The following is a 16559-nucleotide window of genomic DNA, read 5'->3' as shown; positions in this document are numbered from 1 at the left end:
ACACCACGCGTGGACCAAAGTCCAGCCCTTCCCGACTTGCTCTCAAAAAGCAATCCCAGCTACTGGGACTTGCTCTTTAAGAGCAAGTCCCAGTAGCTCCAGGAAGGTAGAAAATGCAGGCGCAGGAGCGCATCCCCTAGGGCACAATTGCCGCTTGAGGACAGGCTTTGGGGCGGCTGGCTCCACGGCGCAGGACCGGTCCAGGAGGGTGAGAACCTCATGCCATCAGCCGCAGGCAGCCCGGCAACGCGCGGCTGGCTGGATCCCGAGAAAGGGTTCCACGAGGACGTACCTCTCCGGAAGCGGCAGCTCGCGCTGGCGCTGCGAGCGCTGTGTCGTCTGCTTAGTCGACAAGGTTCGGATGCGCCGGGATCCAGCAGTCCCACTCAGGCGGAAGCGGCAGAGCGCCTCGGCTGCACCGCCGATTCGTTGTCGAGGTATCTGAACAGCCCCCGGGTTCCTCCAGAGCGTTTCGTTGAAGACCTGCTCAGGGAAGCCTCTGCCGATGCTGCAATGAGCGGTCAAGATGTCGGTGTCACCCGCGACGAGCTGCTAGCGCTCCGCGCCAGTGCCGAGGGCGAGCGGCGGGGATGCAAGCTCTGCATCGAGCTGGGAGAGCGACTGGACTCTCTTACGCAGCAGGTCAACGCCCCTTGCTCCACGTGCGCTGGCCGACAGCGGGAATTGGATGCCAGAGCTGCACAGTTGACAGCTCTTCGAGGTGAGGTAGCGACGCTACGGGCTGCGGTCCTCGAATTGGAGACCGTTGAAGCCGGCCTCCAAGCACGTCTGGCCATGGCCAAGGCTTCCAGGACTCCGCTGCCGGTCCATCGCCATCGGAGGGACCGGCAGCGGAGCACGAAAGAAGTGATTGCGGCACGGCAGCTGGCTGCACAGGCTGAGGCGCTGGACACCGCCGGGAAGCAGGACTCCGCGCTTACCCTCCTCCGGCAAGGTGCCGTGGAGGTGCTGAGCCCTGCCGAGACCGCTTTTGTCATAGTCGAGTTGAGACAGCACAAGCGGGATCATCTCGCCGACAACCTGATCCACGTTTACGGCCGAGACCAGACAGACCGGCACGTCCTGGCGGTTGCTCTGGTGCTGCATGACGAGGGAGCGGTGGAGGATGCCGGCGCTGTACTGCATGCAGCGTTGAGGTAGTCGGCCGGCCGAGTGAGCTCTCGGATCGACGCCGAGTTCATTGCGGACGGAGCGGTTTGCGTTGGAGGGCTCTTCCCACACCACGGCGGTTGGTGACAAGCCCAAGGCATGGCATGAGCAACCGCCGCCTGCCGACAGTGGCGAGCACCCGCCACTACCCACTGCTTGAGGGTTTCTGGCCGCGAGATCGCAGTTTGCCGCGTACCTGGCGATAACGTGTCATTACCCACAGGTGAACCCCAGCTGAGCCCCCGGGGAGCCCCATGCTCAAGGTCAGCGTCATCGTCCCCGTCCACAACGCCGGCGGATACCTGGCCCGCTGCGCCCCCTCCCTCCTCCACCAGAGCATCGGCCGTGACGCCTACGAGATCGTCTACGTCGACGACGGCTCGACCGACGGTTCCGGTGCCCGCCTGGACCGGCTGGCGGCCCGGCATCCGCACGTACGCGTCGTTCACCAGGAGAACTCCGGCTGGCCGGGCAAACCCCGCAACGTCGGCGTCCGGCACGCCAGGGGCGAGTACGTGCAGTTCGTCGACCAGGACGACGAGCTGACGCCGGCGGCGCTGGAGAACCTGTACCGCATCGCGGCGCGCAACGGCTCCGACATCGTCCTGGGCCGGGTGATCGGCACGATGCAGGCGCCCAGCCGAGTCTTCCGACGTACCGTCGACCGCTGCACCGCCGCCGACGCCCCGCTCTTCGAGAGCCTGACCCCGCACAAGATGTTCCGCCGGGCCTTCCTCCTCGAACACGGTATCGAATTCCCGGAGGGCCGGGTGCGCCTGGAGGATCAGCTGTTCATGGCCCGCGCCTACGTGCGCGCCGGGACCGTCTCGATCCTCGCCGCGCCCTGCTACGTCTGGAACCGCCGGGAGGACGGCGGCAATACCAGCGCCTCGGCCACCACCCCGGAGGCGTACTACGCCTACCTGCGCACGGTGGTGGACGCGGTGAAGGAGGCCACGGACCCCGGCCCGCTCCAGGACGACCTCCTGCGCCGCTCCTACCGGGTGGAACTCCTGCGTCCGGTGAGCGAGCCGAGGATCCTCCAGCGCTCGGGCCCGGCCCTGGACCGCTACTTCACCACGGTCCGCCGTATGGCCCTCGACTGCTTCCCGCCGGGTGTACGCGAGGGACTGCCCCCGATCTCCCGCCTGCGAGGCGCGCTGCTGGAGGAGGGCCGGCTGGACTCACTGATCGAACTGGCTCGGAGGGTAAGAGGGGTCAGGCCGCGCCTCACGGTGGAGGACATCCGCTGGAGCGATGGCGGGCTGCGCGTCACCACGACCATCGAGATGCTCCGCCCGGACGGCGAACCTCTCACGCTGTACGAACGCCAGGGCGGCCGTCTGTGCCTGGACCCCGAGTTCCTCGACGGCATCGAGGGTGCCGAGGACTGGGAGGTCCGGGACCCCCTGGTGTACGCCGAGGGCGAACTGCTGACCCATGACACGACCCGCGACGCGTGGTGGTTCCCGGACGGGGATCTGACACCGCGGACGCGACCGGCGGGCGGCGGCCGCCACCGCGTCCTGCTGTCGGGTACGACGACGATCGACCCGCTGACCCTGGCCGCGGGCGAGCCCCTGCCTCCCGGCACGCACCTGGTGTGGGCGAGCGCGCAGCTCCTGGGGGTCGGCCGCCGGGCCCGAGTCGTCCTGGACGGCTCCTCCGGCACACCACCCACGGCCACGGTGGGCCGGCCGTCCCGCCTGGTCATCCCGACCCGGACACCCCGGGACGCGCAACTGTCCGTGTCGGTGGGCCCGCCGGGCAGTACGGCCCTCCACCACCGCCTGCTCCTCCACGCGACCACCTCCCCCGACCTGCGCCGAACGACCCGCAAGCTCCTCCACCGCCTCCCGCCGGCACTGCGCCGCAGGGCGGGCCGGCTGGCGCGGCGGGCGGATCCCTGGAGCACTCCCAAGGGCGGCTGAGCGGACGCCATGACGTCCTCCTTGAGGCCCTGCGGCAGTGCCACGGGACCGGAGGGTGCAGGATGGGGGGTATGACGACCAAGGTCTATTTCGACATCACCATCAACGACGAGCCCGCCGGGCGCATCAACTTCAACCTCTTCGACGACGTCGTCCCGAAGACCGCGGAGAACTTCCGCGCCCTCGCCACCGGCGAGAAGGGCTTCGGCTACGCCGGGTCCTCCTTCCACCGCATCATCCCGGAGTTCATGCTCCAGGGCGGTGACTTCACCCGGGGCAACGGCACCGGCGGCAAGAGCATCTACGGCGAGAAGTTCGCCGACGAGAACTTCAAGCTCAAGCACGACCGCCCGGGCCTGCTCTCGATGGCCAACGCCGGCCCGAACAGCAACGGCTCCCAGTTCTTCATCACGACCATCGTGACGGGCTGGCTGGACGGCAAGCACGTGGTGTTCGGCGAGGTCGCCGACGAGACCAGCATGGAGCTCGTGCGGAAGATCGAGTCGCTGGGCTCCCAGGGCGGCACGCCGTCCGCGAAGGTGACGATCTCGGCGGCGGGCCAGCTCTGACGAGCAACACCCAGCGCTGACGGCCGGGGCGTGCACCATCGCCCCGGCCTTCTCACGTCCCGGCGCCTCGAGTGAGTGTCGAGCGTGACGATTAGCCTCGTGCACACCAGTCACACAGCAGGAGGCAGGCAGACATGGCGAAGATTCCCAGCGCGATGATCGCCGCGGGCGGGCTCGTCGGCGGGTACGGCGTGGCCCGGTGGACGAAGAAGCGGCCGCTCGGCGGTGTCGTGCTGGCCGCCGCCGGGGCGGCCGCGGCCAAGCAGTGGCGGCAGCGGGCCGGCGGACCGGCCGCGGGCGCGCTGACGGCCGCCTACGTCGCCGGTTTCGCCGGATCGCACCCGCTGGCCAAGAAGGTCGGCGCCTGGCCCGCCGTGCTCGGCGTGGCCGGAGCCGTGGCCCTGGCGTCCTGGGCAGTGGCCGACCGCAACGGCTGAAGCCGCGGGGGGGCATCGGCCCGTACGGCCGGCGCGCACCACCCTCGGCCCGTACGGCCGACACCACGGACCACCCTCGACCGGTACGGCCGCCTACGGCCCGCCGGGCAGGCCGGGGGCGCTCACCTCAGAAACCCCAGCGCCCCCACTCCCGGCTCCCCGAGCCCGGGCCCCGGCGCCCCCGCCCCCCCCAAGCCCGGGGCACTCCGCCCGCCTCAGCCGAACATCCCCACCTGGTAGTCCCCCGCCGGCTGCTGGAGGAGCACGTTGACCCGGTTGTACGTGTTGATCAGCGCGATGATCGCCACCAACGCCCCCAGCTGCTCCTCGTCGTAGTGCTTGGCGGCGTTCTCCCACACCTCGTCCGGGACACCGCCGGCGGCGTCGGCGATACGGGTGCCCTGTTCCGCCAGGTCGAGCGCGGCGCGCTCCGCCTCGGTGAAGACCTTGGCCTCGCGCCAGACGGCGACCAGGTGGAGGCGCTGGGCGGTCTCCCCGGCCGCGGCGGCGTCCTTGGTGTGCATGTCGGTGCAGAAGCCGCAGCCGTTGATCTGGCTGGCGCGGATCTTCACCAGTTCCAGGGTGGACGCGGGCACTCCCGCGTCCGAGACCACCTGGGCCGCGGCGTTGACGTGCCGGAGCACCTTGGCCAGAACCGGGTTCTCGAAGAGGTTGAGACGGGCTTCCATGACGAGCTCCTCTGCCGTCGTCGGGTGAGTACACCCCTATGACGGATCGGCCCGAGCCCGTGTGACACGGTCGCGTGTGACCCGCGCCACAGCAGCCCCTTCGCACCCGTGCCACAGCAGCCCTTCCGCGCATGAACCGCGGCTCACGCCACCTTCTGCGAGCCCTCGGCCTCCACCTCCGACAGCGGCCGCGCGATGTCCTCCAGCGACCGCCGCTCCGCGTTCACCGCCAGGAACGCCGCCACCAGACCCGCCGCGCACATCAGCCCGGCGCCGATCTGGAAGGCCAGCACGGTGTCCCCGACCACGCCCGACTCCGTCAGGTCGGCGAAGATCAGCGGGCCGCTGATGCCACCGGCGGCGGTGCCGAGGGCGTAGAAGAAGGCGATGGCCATGGCCCGGGTCTCCATCGGGAAGATCTCGGAGACCGTGAGATACGCGCTGGACGCGCCCGCCGAGGCGAAGAACAGCACCACGCACCAGCAGGCCGTCAGCGTGGTGGCGCTGAGCGAGCCGCGGTCGAAGAGCCAGGCCGTGCCGAACAGCAGCAGACCGGAGAGCAGATACGTCGAGCTGATCATGATCCGCCGGCCGGCCGTGTCGAAGAGCCGGCCGAGCAGCAGCGGGCCGAAGAAGTTCCCGGCGGCGATGACGGCGAAGTAGTAGCCGGTGCGGCCGGGCGGGATGTCGTAGAAGGTCGTGAGGATGGCGCCGAAGCCGAAGGTGATGGCGTTGTAGAGGAACGCCTGGCCGATGAAGAGGGACAGGCCGAGGATCGCGCGGCGCGGGTAACGGGCGAAGACCGTGCGGGCGATCAGGCCGAAGCCGATGCTCTTGCGCTGATGGATGGTGATCTCCGCGCCGGCGGGCGGCAGCGGCCGGCCGTTCTCGCGCTCGATCTCGCGCTCCACCCCGGACACCAGTTCCTCCGCGTCCTCGCCCCGGCCGTGGATGAGCTGCCAGCGGGGACTTTCCGGGACATGCCGGCGGACCAGCAGGATGACCAGGCCGAGGACGACGCCGAGGGCGAAGCTGAGCCGCCAGCCGAGGTCCTTGGGGAAGATCGCGGTGTCCAGCATCACGATGGAGAGCAGGGCTCCGCCGACCGCGCCGAGCCAGTAGCTGCCGTTGATGATCAGGTCGACCCGGCCGCGGTAGAGGGAGGGGATCAGCTCGTCGATCGCGGAGTTGATGGCCGCGTACTCGCCGCCGATGCCGAAGCCGGTGAGGAACCGGAAGAGGAAGAACCACCAGGACTCGAAGGACAGGGCGGTCAGCGCGGTCGCCGCCAGATAGACGGCGAGCGTGACCATGAAGAGTTTTTTACGGCCGTAGCGGTCCGTCAGCCGGCCGAAGAAGAGGGCGCCGGTGCAGGCGCCGGCCACGTACAGCGCGGCCGCGGTGCCGGTGACCTGGGCGGAGGTGATGTCGAGGCCGCTGCCCTCCTCGGCGAGGCGGCCGGCGACATTGCCGACGATGGTCACTTCCAGACCGTCCAGGATCCAGACGGTGCCCAGGCCGATCACGATCATCCAGTGCCAGCGGGACCACGGCAGCCGGTCCAGTCTGGCCGGTACGGCGGTGGTGACGGTGCCGGTCTCGGCAGGCACGGACGCGGACGCTTCTGCTGTCATGGGCACGGCTCCCTCCGACGCGTGGAACCCGTGTCGGGTGCCCCGGCCTGCGAGGACTTACGCCCCGAGCGCCCGGGACACCGTGTAGATCACCAGTCCGGCCAGTGAGCCGACCACCGTGCCGTTGATCCGGATGAACTGGAGGTCGCGGCCGATGTTCGCCTCGATCTTCCGGGTCGTGTGCTCGGCGTCCCAGCCCGCCACGGTGTCCGTGATCAGGGAGGTGATCTCCTTGCGGTAGGTCGTGACGACGTAGACCGCCGCGCCCTCCACCCAGCTGTCGACCTTGCCCTGCAGCTTCGGCTCGACGGCCATCCGGGCGCCCAGCGACAGCAACGAGGCCCGGATCCGCAGCCGCAGCTCGCTGCGCTCGTCCTCCGCCGCCGAGACGATCATGGAGCGTACGGCCGTCCAGGCGGACGCGATCAGGTCCTGCACCTCGCCCCGGCCGAGCACCTCGCCCTTGAGCCGCTCCACGCGGGCCCGGGTGTCGGTGTCGGACTGGAGGTCGGAGGCGAAGTCGCCGAGGAAGCGGTCGAGGGCGCCGCGGGCGGGGTGGGAGGGCATGTCCCGCATCTCGGTGACGAACCGCAGCAGCTCCTTGTAGACGCGCTCGCCGACCCGCTTGTCGACGAAGCGGGGGGTCCAGCCGGGCGCCCCGCCCTGGACGGCGTCCATGACCTGCTCGTCATGCAGGATCAGCCAGTCATGCGCCCGGGAGACGACCAGGTCGACGACCCGCCGGTGGCCGCCGTCGGCCACCACCTTCTCCAGCATCTTGCCGATGCCGGGGCCGATCTCCTGCGCGTCGGCCCGCCGGGTGATCGCCTCACCGACCACCGCCTGCACGTCCGAGTCCCGCAGCACCGTCAGCGCGCCCCTCAGCGCCGCCGACAGCTCCGCCGTCACCCGGTCGGCATGCTCGGGATCGGCCAGCCAGACGCCGAGCCGGCTGCCGATGCCGACGGCACGCAGCCGCTGCCGTACGACGTCCTCGGAGAGGAAGTTCTCGCCGACGAACTCGCCCAGGGAGACGCCGAGCTGGTCCTTCTTGGTGGGGATGATCGCGGTGTGCGGGATGGGGATGCCGAGGGGGTGGCGGAACAGGGCGGTGACCGCGAACCAGTCGGCCAGCGCGCCGACCATGCCGGCCTCGGCGGCGGCGGCGACATAGCCGGTCCAGGCGCCGGCCCCGGAGGTCTGCGCCCATTTGGCGAGGACGTACACCAGGGCCACGAAGAGCAGCAGGCCGACCGCGGTGAGCTTCATCCGGCGTACGCCGCGCTGCTTCTCCTCGTCGGCGGCGCTGAAGGTGGTCATGGCACGGACGGCCGAGGCGGGGGCGCCGGCAGGGTTGGCCGGTGTGTCCCGCCGGGCATGCTCCTTCACGTCCGAAGACTCCGTTTCGCCGGTTTTCGATCGTTCCATCCACTCCACCCGTTCGCGGTCCCCCTACATATTGTCCCTTCATGACCGACTCCTGGAACGAAACGAGAGTTCCCGGCGTCTGTCCCGTGGGGGGAGCACACTGGGGAACTCCACGGCCCAATGGGGGGTCTGTTCATCTCCCCCCATCCTCATGACGCATCATGAGGTGATCACATCGGAGCTTCGGGCTCCCATTCGTCCGAGGAGACCGCACCGCATGACCAGGCACCACGGTTATGCCCTGCTTTCCGCCATCGTCGCCCTCGTCCTGGGGCTGTCCGCGGCGATCTACGTCGGAGTCACCGCCGACGACGGCAGCAACCACCAGTCCACCCTGGCCAGCGGGAACACCCCGCGCAATCCCGCCGCGCCGGTCTCCACCGGCACCTGGGTGAGCACTTGGTCGACGTCCCCGGCCGCCGCCGAGCCGGGCACCGAGACGGACGGCATGGCGGGCCGCTCGGTCCGCAACGTCGTCCACACCGGCGTCGGAGGTACGAGTGCCCGCATCACGCTGTCCAATCTCTACGGCCAGTCCCCGCTGACGATCACGCACGCCTCGGTCGCCGTCGCCGCGGGCTCCGGCACGCCTGCCGCGGTGACGCAGTCCATGCGGCGGCTCACCTTCGGCGGCAACACCACGGTCGTGATCCCGACGGGCGGGCAGGTGATGAGCGACGCGGTCCGGGTGAGCGTCCCGGCGAACACCGACGTCCTGGTCACGATCTACTCCCCCACCCGCTCCGGCCCGGTCACCTACCACCCGCACGCGCGCCAGACCTCCTACGTCGCCCAGGGCGACCGGACCGAGGACGTCACCGGCACGGCGTACACGGAGGAGGTGGGGTCCTGGCGCTACCTCACCGCGCTGGACGTGCTCAGCAAGGACGCCGACGGCACCGTGGTCGCGATCGGCGACTCCCTCACCGACGGGATCACCTCCACCTCCGGAGCCAACCGCCGCTGGACGGACGTCCTTTCGCAGCGGCTGCGCGCGGCGGTGGCCGCCGGGGAGAACGTGCCCCGCTACAGCGTGGTGAACCAGGGCATCAGCGGCAACCGGATCCTGGTCGGCGGGCTCGGCCGGCCCGCGGACAACCCCAGCGGCCTGGACCGCTTCAGCCGCGACGTCCTGAACCGCACCAACGTGAAGGTCGTCGTCATCGCGCTCGGCGTCAACGACATCCTGCGCAACCCGCAACTGGCCGACCCGAACCAGATCCTCGACGGCCTGCGCACCATGGTCGGCCAGGCGCACGCCCGCGGCCTGAAGGTGATCGGCGCGACGCTGATGCCCTTCCAGGGCCACCGGGGCTACACCGACGAGCGGGAAGCGGTCCGCCAGCGGATCAACGCGGAGATCCGGGCCGGCACCGTCTTCGACGCGGTGGCCGACTTCGACGAGGCCCTGCGCGACCCGTACAACCCCCGCAAGCTGCGCCCCGAGTACGACTCCGGCGACCGCCTCCACCCCAGCGACCTGGGCTACGCCCGCATGGCGGAGGCCCTCGACCTCAAGGACCTGAAGGGCTCGGCCCCGGCGAAGCTGTGACGCGCGCGGCACGGGCCGTGGTCAGGCGTCGTCCGAGGACCCCCGCCCGTGGAACCCGTGCCCCTCCAGGCCCCGCCGCGGCGCCTTCCGTTCCAGCTTCTCGCGGCGGCGTTCCTCCCGCAGCCGCTGCCGCTCCGCCTTCGTCGCCTTGCGCTCCACCCCGACCCCGCCCCAGAAGGCGAACCCGGTCACGATCACCCGAGGGGCACCGGGATCCCCCGGTACGCCCTCCTCGCGATGGTCGAAGCCGCCCATGACGCCGATGCCGCGCACCACGACCTCGACGCCCGGCGGCACGATCACATTGATGCCGCCCATGATCGCCACGCAGTTGATCACGACCTCGCGGTCCGCGAAGTCCGCCTCCCGCAGGTCCAGTTCCCCACCGCCCCAGAAGACGAAGCCGGTGAAGCGGCGCGGCACGGTCCAGCGGCCCTTGCGCTCGAACCCGGACATCACCGCCACGCCCCACGTCGAGGAGCCCTCGCCATCGATGATCCGCCCGCTCCAACTGCCGTCGTCGAGGGGCCCCTTCACCATGTTCACGGCGGGTGACACCGGCAGGTCCCGGGTGATCGGCGCCAACTCCCCGTACGTCCGTGCCTTGTACGTGGCGTCCAGCCGCTCCTCGAACTCCCCCATGTCGAGCCGCCCCTCGGCCAGGGCGTCCCGCAGGACCTCGGCGACTCGCTCACGATCGGCGTCGGATGCTCTCAGCTCCGGGAGGTCGTCGGTCATGGCAGCAGCCTACGAGTTCCACCGGCCCGGCACTACGCACCGGCCCGTTCCGCGTACATCCGGGCGATCACCGCCTCGATGTCCGGCTCCCGCACCGACAGGTCCACCAGCGGATACTCCGCCGCGACCCGCGCCACCAGTCCCGCCGCCGACTCCCCCGCCGGGAACGCCAGCCACTGCCGCGGCCCCTCCACCCGCACCACCCGCGCCGCCGGGCCCACCTCGATCGGCGGCAGCTCCCGCTCCAGGTCGACCACCAGGGTCCGCTCGCTCCCGCCCACCTCGTGCAGCCCGGCGAGCGCCCCGTCGTAGACCATGCGCCCGTGGTCGATGACCATCACCCGCGAGCAGAGCTGCTCGATGTCCTGGAGGTCGTGCGTGGTCAGCAGCACCGTCGTGCCGCGCTCCCCGTTCAACTCCCGCAGGAAACCGCGGACCTTCGCCTTGGAGATCACGTCCAGGCCGATCGTCGGCTCGTCCAGGTACAGCACCTCGGGGTCGTGCAGCAGCGCCGCCGCGATGTCCCCGCGCATCCGCTGCCCCAGCGACAGCTGCCGCACCGGAACCTCCAACAGGCCGCCCAGCTCCAGCAGTTCCACGCACCGGTCGAGGTTCTCCCGGTAACGGGCGTCCGGGATGCGGTACATGCGGTGCATCAGCCGGTAGGAGTCGATCAGTGGCAGGTCCCACCACAGGGTGGTGCGCTGCCCGAAGACCACGCCGATGCGGTGCGCCAGGCGCCTGCGCTCACGGGACGGATCGACGCCGGCGACCCGCAGCCGGCCTCCGCTCGGCGTCAGGATCCCCGTCAGCATCTTGATCGTCGTCGACTTGCCCGCGCCGTTCGGCCCGATGTACCCGACCATCTCACCCCGCGCCACCGTGAAGGAGACTGAGTCCACCGCCCGCACCTGGCGCCGCTCCCGTTTCAGGAACCCGGTCTTCCTGCGCACGTCGAAGACCTTCTCGACACCGTCCACCTCAATGAACACGCACCCTCAACTCCCCGTACTCCGATAGGCCCGAAGCCCCGCCCGCCAGGCCCAGCCCGCCAGCACCCCGAACCCTCCCGCCACCAGCGGCGGTGCGAACGCGGCCCACTCCGGCAGCCCCAGCGGATAGGGCCGCCCCAGCACATAGGACGCCGGCACCCAGTTGACGAAGGCGAGCGGCAGCACAAAGGTCACCCCGCGCACCAGATCCGTCCCGAACACCGTCGGCGGATACTGCAGCAGCGTGCCCCCGCCGTAGGTGAACGCGTTCTGCACCTCGGCCGCGTCCTGCGCCACGAACTGGAAGGCCGCCCCCGCCACGAACAGCGACCCGAAGATCACCGCCCCGCAGACCACCATCACCGGCACCAGCAGCACCTTCGCCGCCGTCCACTCCACGTCGACGGCCGTCAGCGCCCACCCCAGCACCAGCAGGCCCTGGGTGATCCGGCCCAGCCGGCGCAGCGCGAACCGGTCCGCGCCGACCTGGGCGAGCACCGGCGCCGGCCGCACCAGCAGCGTGTCGAAGGAACCGTCCCGGATCCGGCCGCCCAGCACGTCCATCGAGCCGAGCAGCAGATCGGCGAAGCCGAACGCGGTCGCCGACAGCCCGTACAGCAGGGCCACCTCGGGCAGCGTCCAGCCGCCGAGCGAGTCGACCTGCGAGAACATCAGCAGGATCGCGGCGAAGTCCAGCCCCGTGATCAGCAGGTTCCCCACCACCGTGAGCGCGAAGGAGGTGCGGTAGGTCATCGTCGCGCGGATCCACATCCCGGCGATCAGCCCGTAGGCCCGCAGCCCCTCCCGCATCCGGGACGCCTCAGCCACCCTGCACCACCACCCGCCGCGTCGCCGCCGACTGCAGCAGCCTTCCCGCCGCCAGCAGCACCACCGCCCAGCCGGCCTGGAAGGCGTACGCGGTCCAGGGCGACACCTCCCCCATCAGCACATCCGCCGGCATCTGCAGCTGCGCCGCCCACGGCAGCGCCTGCACGATGTCCCCGAACGGGTCCGGGAAGGCGTTCAGCGGCAGCGTCATGCCGGAGCAGAAGATCCCGGCGATCATCATCGTCTGGGTGATGCCCCGGTCGTCCATGAGCCAGAACATCGTCAGCGCCGCGAGATAACGGATCCCGAAGCTGACGATCATCGCCAGCACCACCGCGACCAGGAAGGCCGCCCAGGTGGTGACATCCCCCGGCAGCGCCATCGGGAAGAACAGCGCACCGAAGGCGAACGGGATCACCCCGCGGCCCAGCAACTGGAACACCGACCGGCCCATGTCGCTCGCCAGCCACCACAGTTGAAGATCGGCGGGCCGGTACAGATCGACCGCGATCTCCCCGGTGCGGATCCGCGCCATCAGGTCCTTCTCCGCACCCCCGCCCTGGATCGCCAGCGTCGAGTACAGGGCCTGGCCGAGCCACGCATAGGTGACGGCCTGGGTCTGGTCGTACCCCCCGAGGTGCGGTCTCTCGTCCCACAGCGCCAGGTAGGTGTACACCAGGATGATCCCGAAGACCGTGTTGGTGAACACCCCGGCCGCGGTGGCCGCCCGATAGGTCGCGTACCGTCTGAATCCCCCCGCCGCGACGGCCGCGTACAACCGTCCGGAACCCACAGCCCCACCCCTCCTCGGCCCGCCGCACACCAAAGCGCAGGAGCCTAGTGCGCAGGTGGTGACGCACGCCACGCATTTTCCGATGCCGAAGCGTGCCGCGATCAGGGAACGGAACCCTTGGTGCGAGAGTCTTCAACAGGGGGCGCAGAACGCGTACGAGGTCGTACGGGAACGTACAACGCGAAACAGGAGTCCGTGCACGAGATGAGCGACGAGCCACAACCGCAGCAAGACCAGCCGACCGAGCGGCCCGAGCGGCCCAAGCGCACCGGCTGGCGCCGGCTGATCCCGACCTGGCGGATGGTGCTCGGGACGTTCGTCGTCGGGGTACTGCTGCTGGCCGGCCTGTTCTTCCTCGGCTACTCCCTGGTCAAGATCCCGCCGGCCAACGCGCTCGCCATCAAGCAGAGCAACATCTTCCTGTACGCCGACGGCTCCCAGCTCGCCCGCGACGGCGAGGTCAACCGGGAGAACGTCAACCTCGCGCAGATCTCCAAGGACGCCCGCAACGCCGTACTGGCCGCCGAGGACCGCGACTTCTACAGCGAGTCCGCGATCGACCCCAAGGCCATGCTGCGGGCCGGCTGGAACACCGCCACCGGCAAGGGCAAGCAGTCCGGCTCCACGATCACCCAGCAGTACGTGAAGAACTACTACCTGGCCCAGGAGCAGACCGTCACCCGCAAGGTGAAGGAGTTCTTCATCTCGGTCAAGCTGGACCGCACCGAGTCCAAGGACCAGATCCTCGAGGGCTACCTCAACACCAGCTACTTCGGCCGCAACGCCTACGGCATCCAGGCCGCCGCCCACGCCTACTACGGCGTCGACGCCGCCGAACTCACCGCCGCCCAGGGCGCCTACCTGGCCGCCCTGCTCAACGCGCCCAGCGAGTACGACGTCGTCGCCCACCCCGAGAACAAGGCGGCGGCGCACGCCCGCTGGACCTACGTCCTGGACGGCATGGTCAAGGAGGGCTGGCTCGGCGCGTCCGAGCGGGCGGGCCTGAAGTTCCCGATGCCCAAGGAGGCCACGGTCTCCACCAGCCTGTCCGGGCAGCGCGGTTACCTCGTGCGGATCGTCACGGACTACCTCATCGCCAACCGGATCCTCGACGAGGACGAACTCAACGCCGGCGGCTACCGCATCACCACCACCCTGGACAAGTCCAAGCAGGACGCCTTCGTCAAGGCCGTCGACGAGCAGCTGATGGACAAGCTCGACCCCAAGGCCCGCAAGGTCGACTCCTACGTCCGCGCGGGCGGCGCCTCCGTCGACCCCAGGACGGGCAAGGTCGTCGCGATGTACAACGGCATCGACTACGTCAAGCAGTACACCCCCAACGCCACCCGCCGCGACTTCCAGGTCGGCTCCACCTTCAAGCCGTTCGTGTTCACCTCGGCCGTCGAGAACGACTCCACCACCCAGGACGGCCGCCCCATCACCCCCTACACCGTCTACGACGGCACCAACGAGCGCCCCGTCGAGGGCTGGACCGGCGAGACCTACGCCCCGGAGAACGAGGATTACGTCTCCTACGGCGACATCAGCGTCAGCGAGGCCACCGACAAGTCGGTGAACTCGGTGTACGCGCAGATGGCCGTGGACGTCGGCCCCGAGAAGATCGAGCAGACCGCGATCGACCTCGGCCTGCCCGAGGGCACCCCCGACCTGGAGCCCTACCCGTCGATCGCGCTCGGCACCGCCACCGCCAGCGTCCTCGACATGGCCGAGGCCTACGCCACGCTCGCCAACCACGGCAAGCACGGCACGTACACCATGATCGAGCGGATCACCAAGGACGGCGCCGACGTCATCGACCTGCCGAAGCGCAAGACGTCGCAGGCCGTCAGCCGGCAGGCCGCCGACACCACCACCTCGGTGCTGCAGAGCGTCGTCGAGTCCGGCACCGCCACCGCCGCCCAGGCCGCGGGCCGGCCGGCCGCCGGCAAGACCGGCACCGCGGAGGAGGACATGGCGGCCTGGTTCGCCGGCTACACACCCGAACTCGCCACCGTCGTCGCCGTGATGGGCCAGGACCCGGTCACGGCCGAGCACAAGTCGCTCTACAACGTGATGGGCCTGCCCCGCATCAACGGCGGCGGGGCGCCCGCGGAGATCTGGGCGCAGTTCACCAAGGACGCCCTGAAGGGCGAACCGGTCACCGACTTCGACCTGGAGCTCCAGGACGGCGCCGACGCCGTCCAGCCGCCGCCCGTGGAACCGTCCGGCGATCCGACCACGGACGGGACCGAGAGCGACGGCCCGACACCGGGCGCCGAGACGCCGACGGCGAGCGGCACCACCACCAGCGCTACCCCGACCACCGGGGGCGGCACGACGGACGGCGGCACCACCACCAACGGCGGCACCACCACCGACGGGGGGACGACGGACGGCGGCACCACCGGTGACGACACCACCACCGGAGGCGGCACCGCGGACGGCGGCACCACCGGTGACACGACCGAGGGCGGTACGGCGGACGGCGGCACCACCGACGGGACGACAGCGGGCGCGATGTACTGGCCCCGGCGCAGCGACTGATCAGTGCCCGCTGGTCGCCTTGAGCCCCACCACGGCGACCAGCAGCAGACAGACGAAGAAGATCCGGGCGGCGGTCGCCGGCTCACCCAGCGCCACCATGCCGACCACCGCCGCACCGGCCGCCCCGATACCGACCCACACGCCGTAGGCGGTGCCGATGGGCAGGGAACGGGCCGCATAGGACAGCAGCAGCATGCTGGCGACGATGCCGGCGCCGGTGAACAGGCTGGGCACGAGACGGGTGAACCCGTCGGTGTACTTCATCCCGACCGACCAGCCGACCTCGAGCAGACCGGCGACGACGAGCAGAACCCAGGCCATGGGAAAACCTCCGGGAGACGGAAACGGACGGACGTCGGTGCGTCGTCTTTTCCTTGGCCCGGTACGGCGCGTCTCGTCGGGGCTGCCTTCAAAGCTAGCAAAGGAACGGCGAAAGGGGCCGGTGACGATGGTCACCGGCCCCTCTCACCTGCGTCACTACAGGTACAGACCCGTGGAGTCCTCCGAACCCTCGAACCGGTCGGCGGCCACCGCGTGCAGATCGCGCTCGCGCATCAGCACATAGGCGATGCCCCGCACCTCCACCTCGGCCCGGTCCTCCGGGTCGAACAGGACCCGGTCACCCGGCTCCACCGTCCGTACGTTCTGACCCACCGCGACGACCTCGGCCCAGGCCAGCCGACGGCCGACCGCCGCGGTGGCCGGAATCAGGATCCCGCCACCGGAACGCCGCTCGCCCTCGCTGGTGTCCTGCCGCACGAGCACACGGTCGTGCAGCATCCGGATGGGCAGCTTGTCGTCATGGGGGGTGTCGTTTCTGTTGGCGCTCACACCTCGAACCTACCTGCCTTCACCGCCTCCGTACGCCGCCGGGTCAGCGCTTGCGGCGCCGGGTGCCGACGGCGAGCAGGCCCACGACACCGACGAGCAGCACCGCGACCGGCACCACCCGCTCCAGCCGGGGCGCGCCCTCCTCGTCGACGAACTGCGCCTTGACGTCACTGACGACCCGGTTGGCCTGGACGTAGGCCCGCCCGAGGGTGTGGTCGATGTTGGAGACCACCTTGGCCTTGGCATCCCCGACGATGGTCTTCGGGTGGACCCGAACCCCGATCTCGTCGAGCGTTTCGGCCAGCACTTCGCGGCGGCGCCTGATGTCCGCCTCGATCTGCGCCGGGGTTCTCGTGTCCGACGTTTCCGCCACCGTACGGCCTCCGAAGTCCGCTGATATTGTTCCGGACAGTCTGTCAGCTC

The 16559-nt window shown here is 70.1% G+C and carries 16 protein-coding genes and 1 riboswitch; of the genes, 6 read left to right on the top strand and 10 right to left on the bottom strand.

Annotation, left to right across the window (positions count from 1 at the left end):
• The first annotated feature begins 219 nt into the window (after positions 1-219).
• The 4 genes from ACWD11_RS10545 (at position 220) to ACWD11_RS10530 (ending at position 4107) form a co-directional block, all read left to right on the top strand.
• The gene (locus ACWD11_RS10545) at positions 220-1161 is read left to right on the top strand and encodes a helix-turn-helix domain-containing protein (RefSeq protein ID WP_451282449.1); all 942 of its coding nucleotides are present in this window, start codon (positions 220-222) and stop codon (positions 1159-1161) included.
• 263 nt (positions 1162-1424) lie between these two features.
• A complete protein-coding gene (locus ACWD11_RS10540) occupies positions 1425-3101 on the top strand; it encodes a glycosyltransferase family 2 protein (protein WP_451282447.1) in 1677 nt (558 codons plus the stop codon).
• Between the two features lie 71 nt (positions 3102-3172).
• The gene (locus ACWD11_RS10535) at positions 3173-3670 is read left to right on the top strand and encodes a peptidylprolyl isomerase (protein WP_389415775.1); all 498 of its coding nucleotides are present in this window, start codon (positions 3173-3175) and stop codon (positions 3668-3670) included.
• Positions 3671-3804: 134 nt separating this feature from the next.
• Complete coding sequence (locus ACWD11_RS10530; protein ID WP_389415773.1) at positions 3805-4107, top strand: hypothetical protein; 303 nt, start codon at positions 3805-3807, stop codon at positions 4105-4107.
• A 215-nt stretch (positions 4108-4322) separates the two neighbouring features.
• Here ACWD11_RS10530 and ACWD11_RS10525 read toward each other — a convergent pair whose 3' ends face one another.
• The 3 genes from ACWD11_RS10525 to ACWD11_RS10515 form a co-directional block, all read right to left on the bottom strand.
• Positions 4323-4796 (bottom strand): carboxymuconolactone decarboxylase family protein, encoded by a 474-nt coding sequence (locus ACWD11_RS10525; RefSeq protein WP_389415772.1) that lies wholly within the window; start codon positions 4794-4796, stop codon positions 4323-4325.
• A 143-nt stretch (positions 4797-4939) separates the two neighbouring features.
• Positions 4940-6430 (bottom strand): MFS transporter, encoded by a 1491-nt coding sequence (locus ACWD11_RS10520; RefSeq protein WP_389415771.1) that lies wholly within the window; start codon positions 6428-6430, stop codon positions 4940-4942.
• A 57-nt stretch (positions 6431-6487) separates the two neighbouring features.
• Positions 6488-7858, bottom strand: a complete 1371-nt coding sequence (locus tag ACWD11_RS10515; RefSeq protein ID WP_451282444.1) for a DUF445 domain-containing protein — start codon at positions 7856-7858, stop codon at positions 6488-6490.
• 217 nt (positions 7859-8075) lie between these two features.
• On the opposite strand from ACWD11_RS10515, the gene ACWD11_RS10510 reads away from it, so the two are divergent.
• On the top strand, positions 8076-9410 hold the full coding sequence (locus ACWD11_RS10510; protein ID WP_389415769.1) for an SGNH/GDSL hydrolase family protein: 1335 nt from the start codon (positions 8076-8078) through the stop codon (positions 9408-9410).
• A 21-nt stretch (positions 9411-9431) separates the two neighbouring features.
• On the opposite strand, the gene ACWD11_RS10505 is transcribed toward ACWD11_RS10510, so the two are convergent.
• The 4 genes from ACWD11_RS10505 to ACWD11_RS10490 are packed head-to-tail and all read right to left on the bottom strand — an operon-like array spanning position 9432 to position 12761.
• Positions 9432-10148, bottom strand: a complete 717-nt coding sequence (locus ACWD11_RS10505) for a DUF1707 SHOCT-like domain-containing protein (protein ID WP_451282442.1) — start codon at positions 10146-10148, stop codon at positions 9432-9434.
• Between the two features lie 32 nt (positions 10149-10180).
• Positions 10181-11140, bottom strand: a complete 960-nt coding sequence (locus ACWD11_RS10500) for an ABC transporter ATP-binding protein (protein WP_389415767.1) — start codon at positions 11138-11140, stop codon at positions 10181-10183.
• 6 nt (positions 11141-11146) lie between these two features.
• Positions 11147-11968: an ABC transporter permease gene (locus ACWD11_RS10495; RefSeq protein ID WP_389415766.1), complete on the bottom strand. Its 822-nt coding sequence runs from the start codon at positions 11966-11968 to the stop codon at positions 11147-11149.
• On the bottom strand, positions 11961-12761 hold the full coding sequence (locus ACWD11_RS10490) for an ABC transporter permease (protein ID WP_389415765.1): 801 nt from the start codon (positions 12759-12761) through the stop codon (positions 11961-11963). The genes ACWD11_RS10495 and ACWD11_RS10490 overlap by 8 nt, the downstream gene beginning before the upstream one ends.
• 204 nt (positions 12762-12965) lie before the next feature.
• Between ACWD11_RS10490 and ACWD11_RS10485 the strand changes: the two genes are divergently transcribed.
• Positions 12966-15305: a transglycosylase domain-containing protein gene (locus ACWD11_RS10485; protein WP_451282439.1), complete on the top strand. Its 2340-nt coding sequence runs from the start codon at positions 12966-12968 to the stop codon at positions 15303-15305.
• On the opposite strand, the gene ACWD11_RS10480 is transcribed toward ACWD11_RS10485, so the two are convergent.
• The 3 genes from ACWD11_RS10480 to ACWD11_RS10470 form a co-directional block, all read right to left on the bottom strand.
• Entirely contained in the window at positions 15306-15626 is a 321-nt protein-coding gene (locus ACWD11_RS10480; protein WP_389415763.1) for a DMT family transporter, read from the bottom strand. It abuts the gene before it with no gap.
• Positions 15627-15662: 36 nt separating this feature from the next.
• A riboswitch (guanidine-III (ykkC-III) riboswitch) is annotated at positions 15663-15726 on the bottom strand.
• Positions 15727-15782: 56 nt separating this feature from the next.
• Positions 15783-16136: a GroES family chaperonin gene (locus ACWD11_RS10475; protein ID WP_250076311.1), complete on the bottom strand. Its 354-nt coding sequence runs from the start codon at positions 16134-16136 to the stop codon at positions 15783-15785.
• Positions 16137-16179: 43 nt separating this feature from the next.
• Positions 16180-16509: a DUF3618 domain-containing protein gene (locus ACWD11_RS10470; RefSeq protein ID WP_451119097.1), complete on the bottom strand. Its 330-nt coding sequence runs from the start codon at positions 16507-16509 to the stop codon at positions 16180-16182.
• Positions 16510-16559 lie beyond the last annotated feature (50 nt).

Source organism: Streptomyces sp. NPDC002776 (genome assembly GCF_053592195.1).
This window is presented reverse-complemented; position numbering and strand designations above follow the sequence as displayed.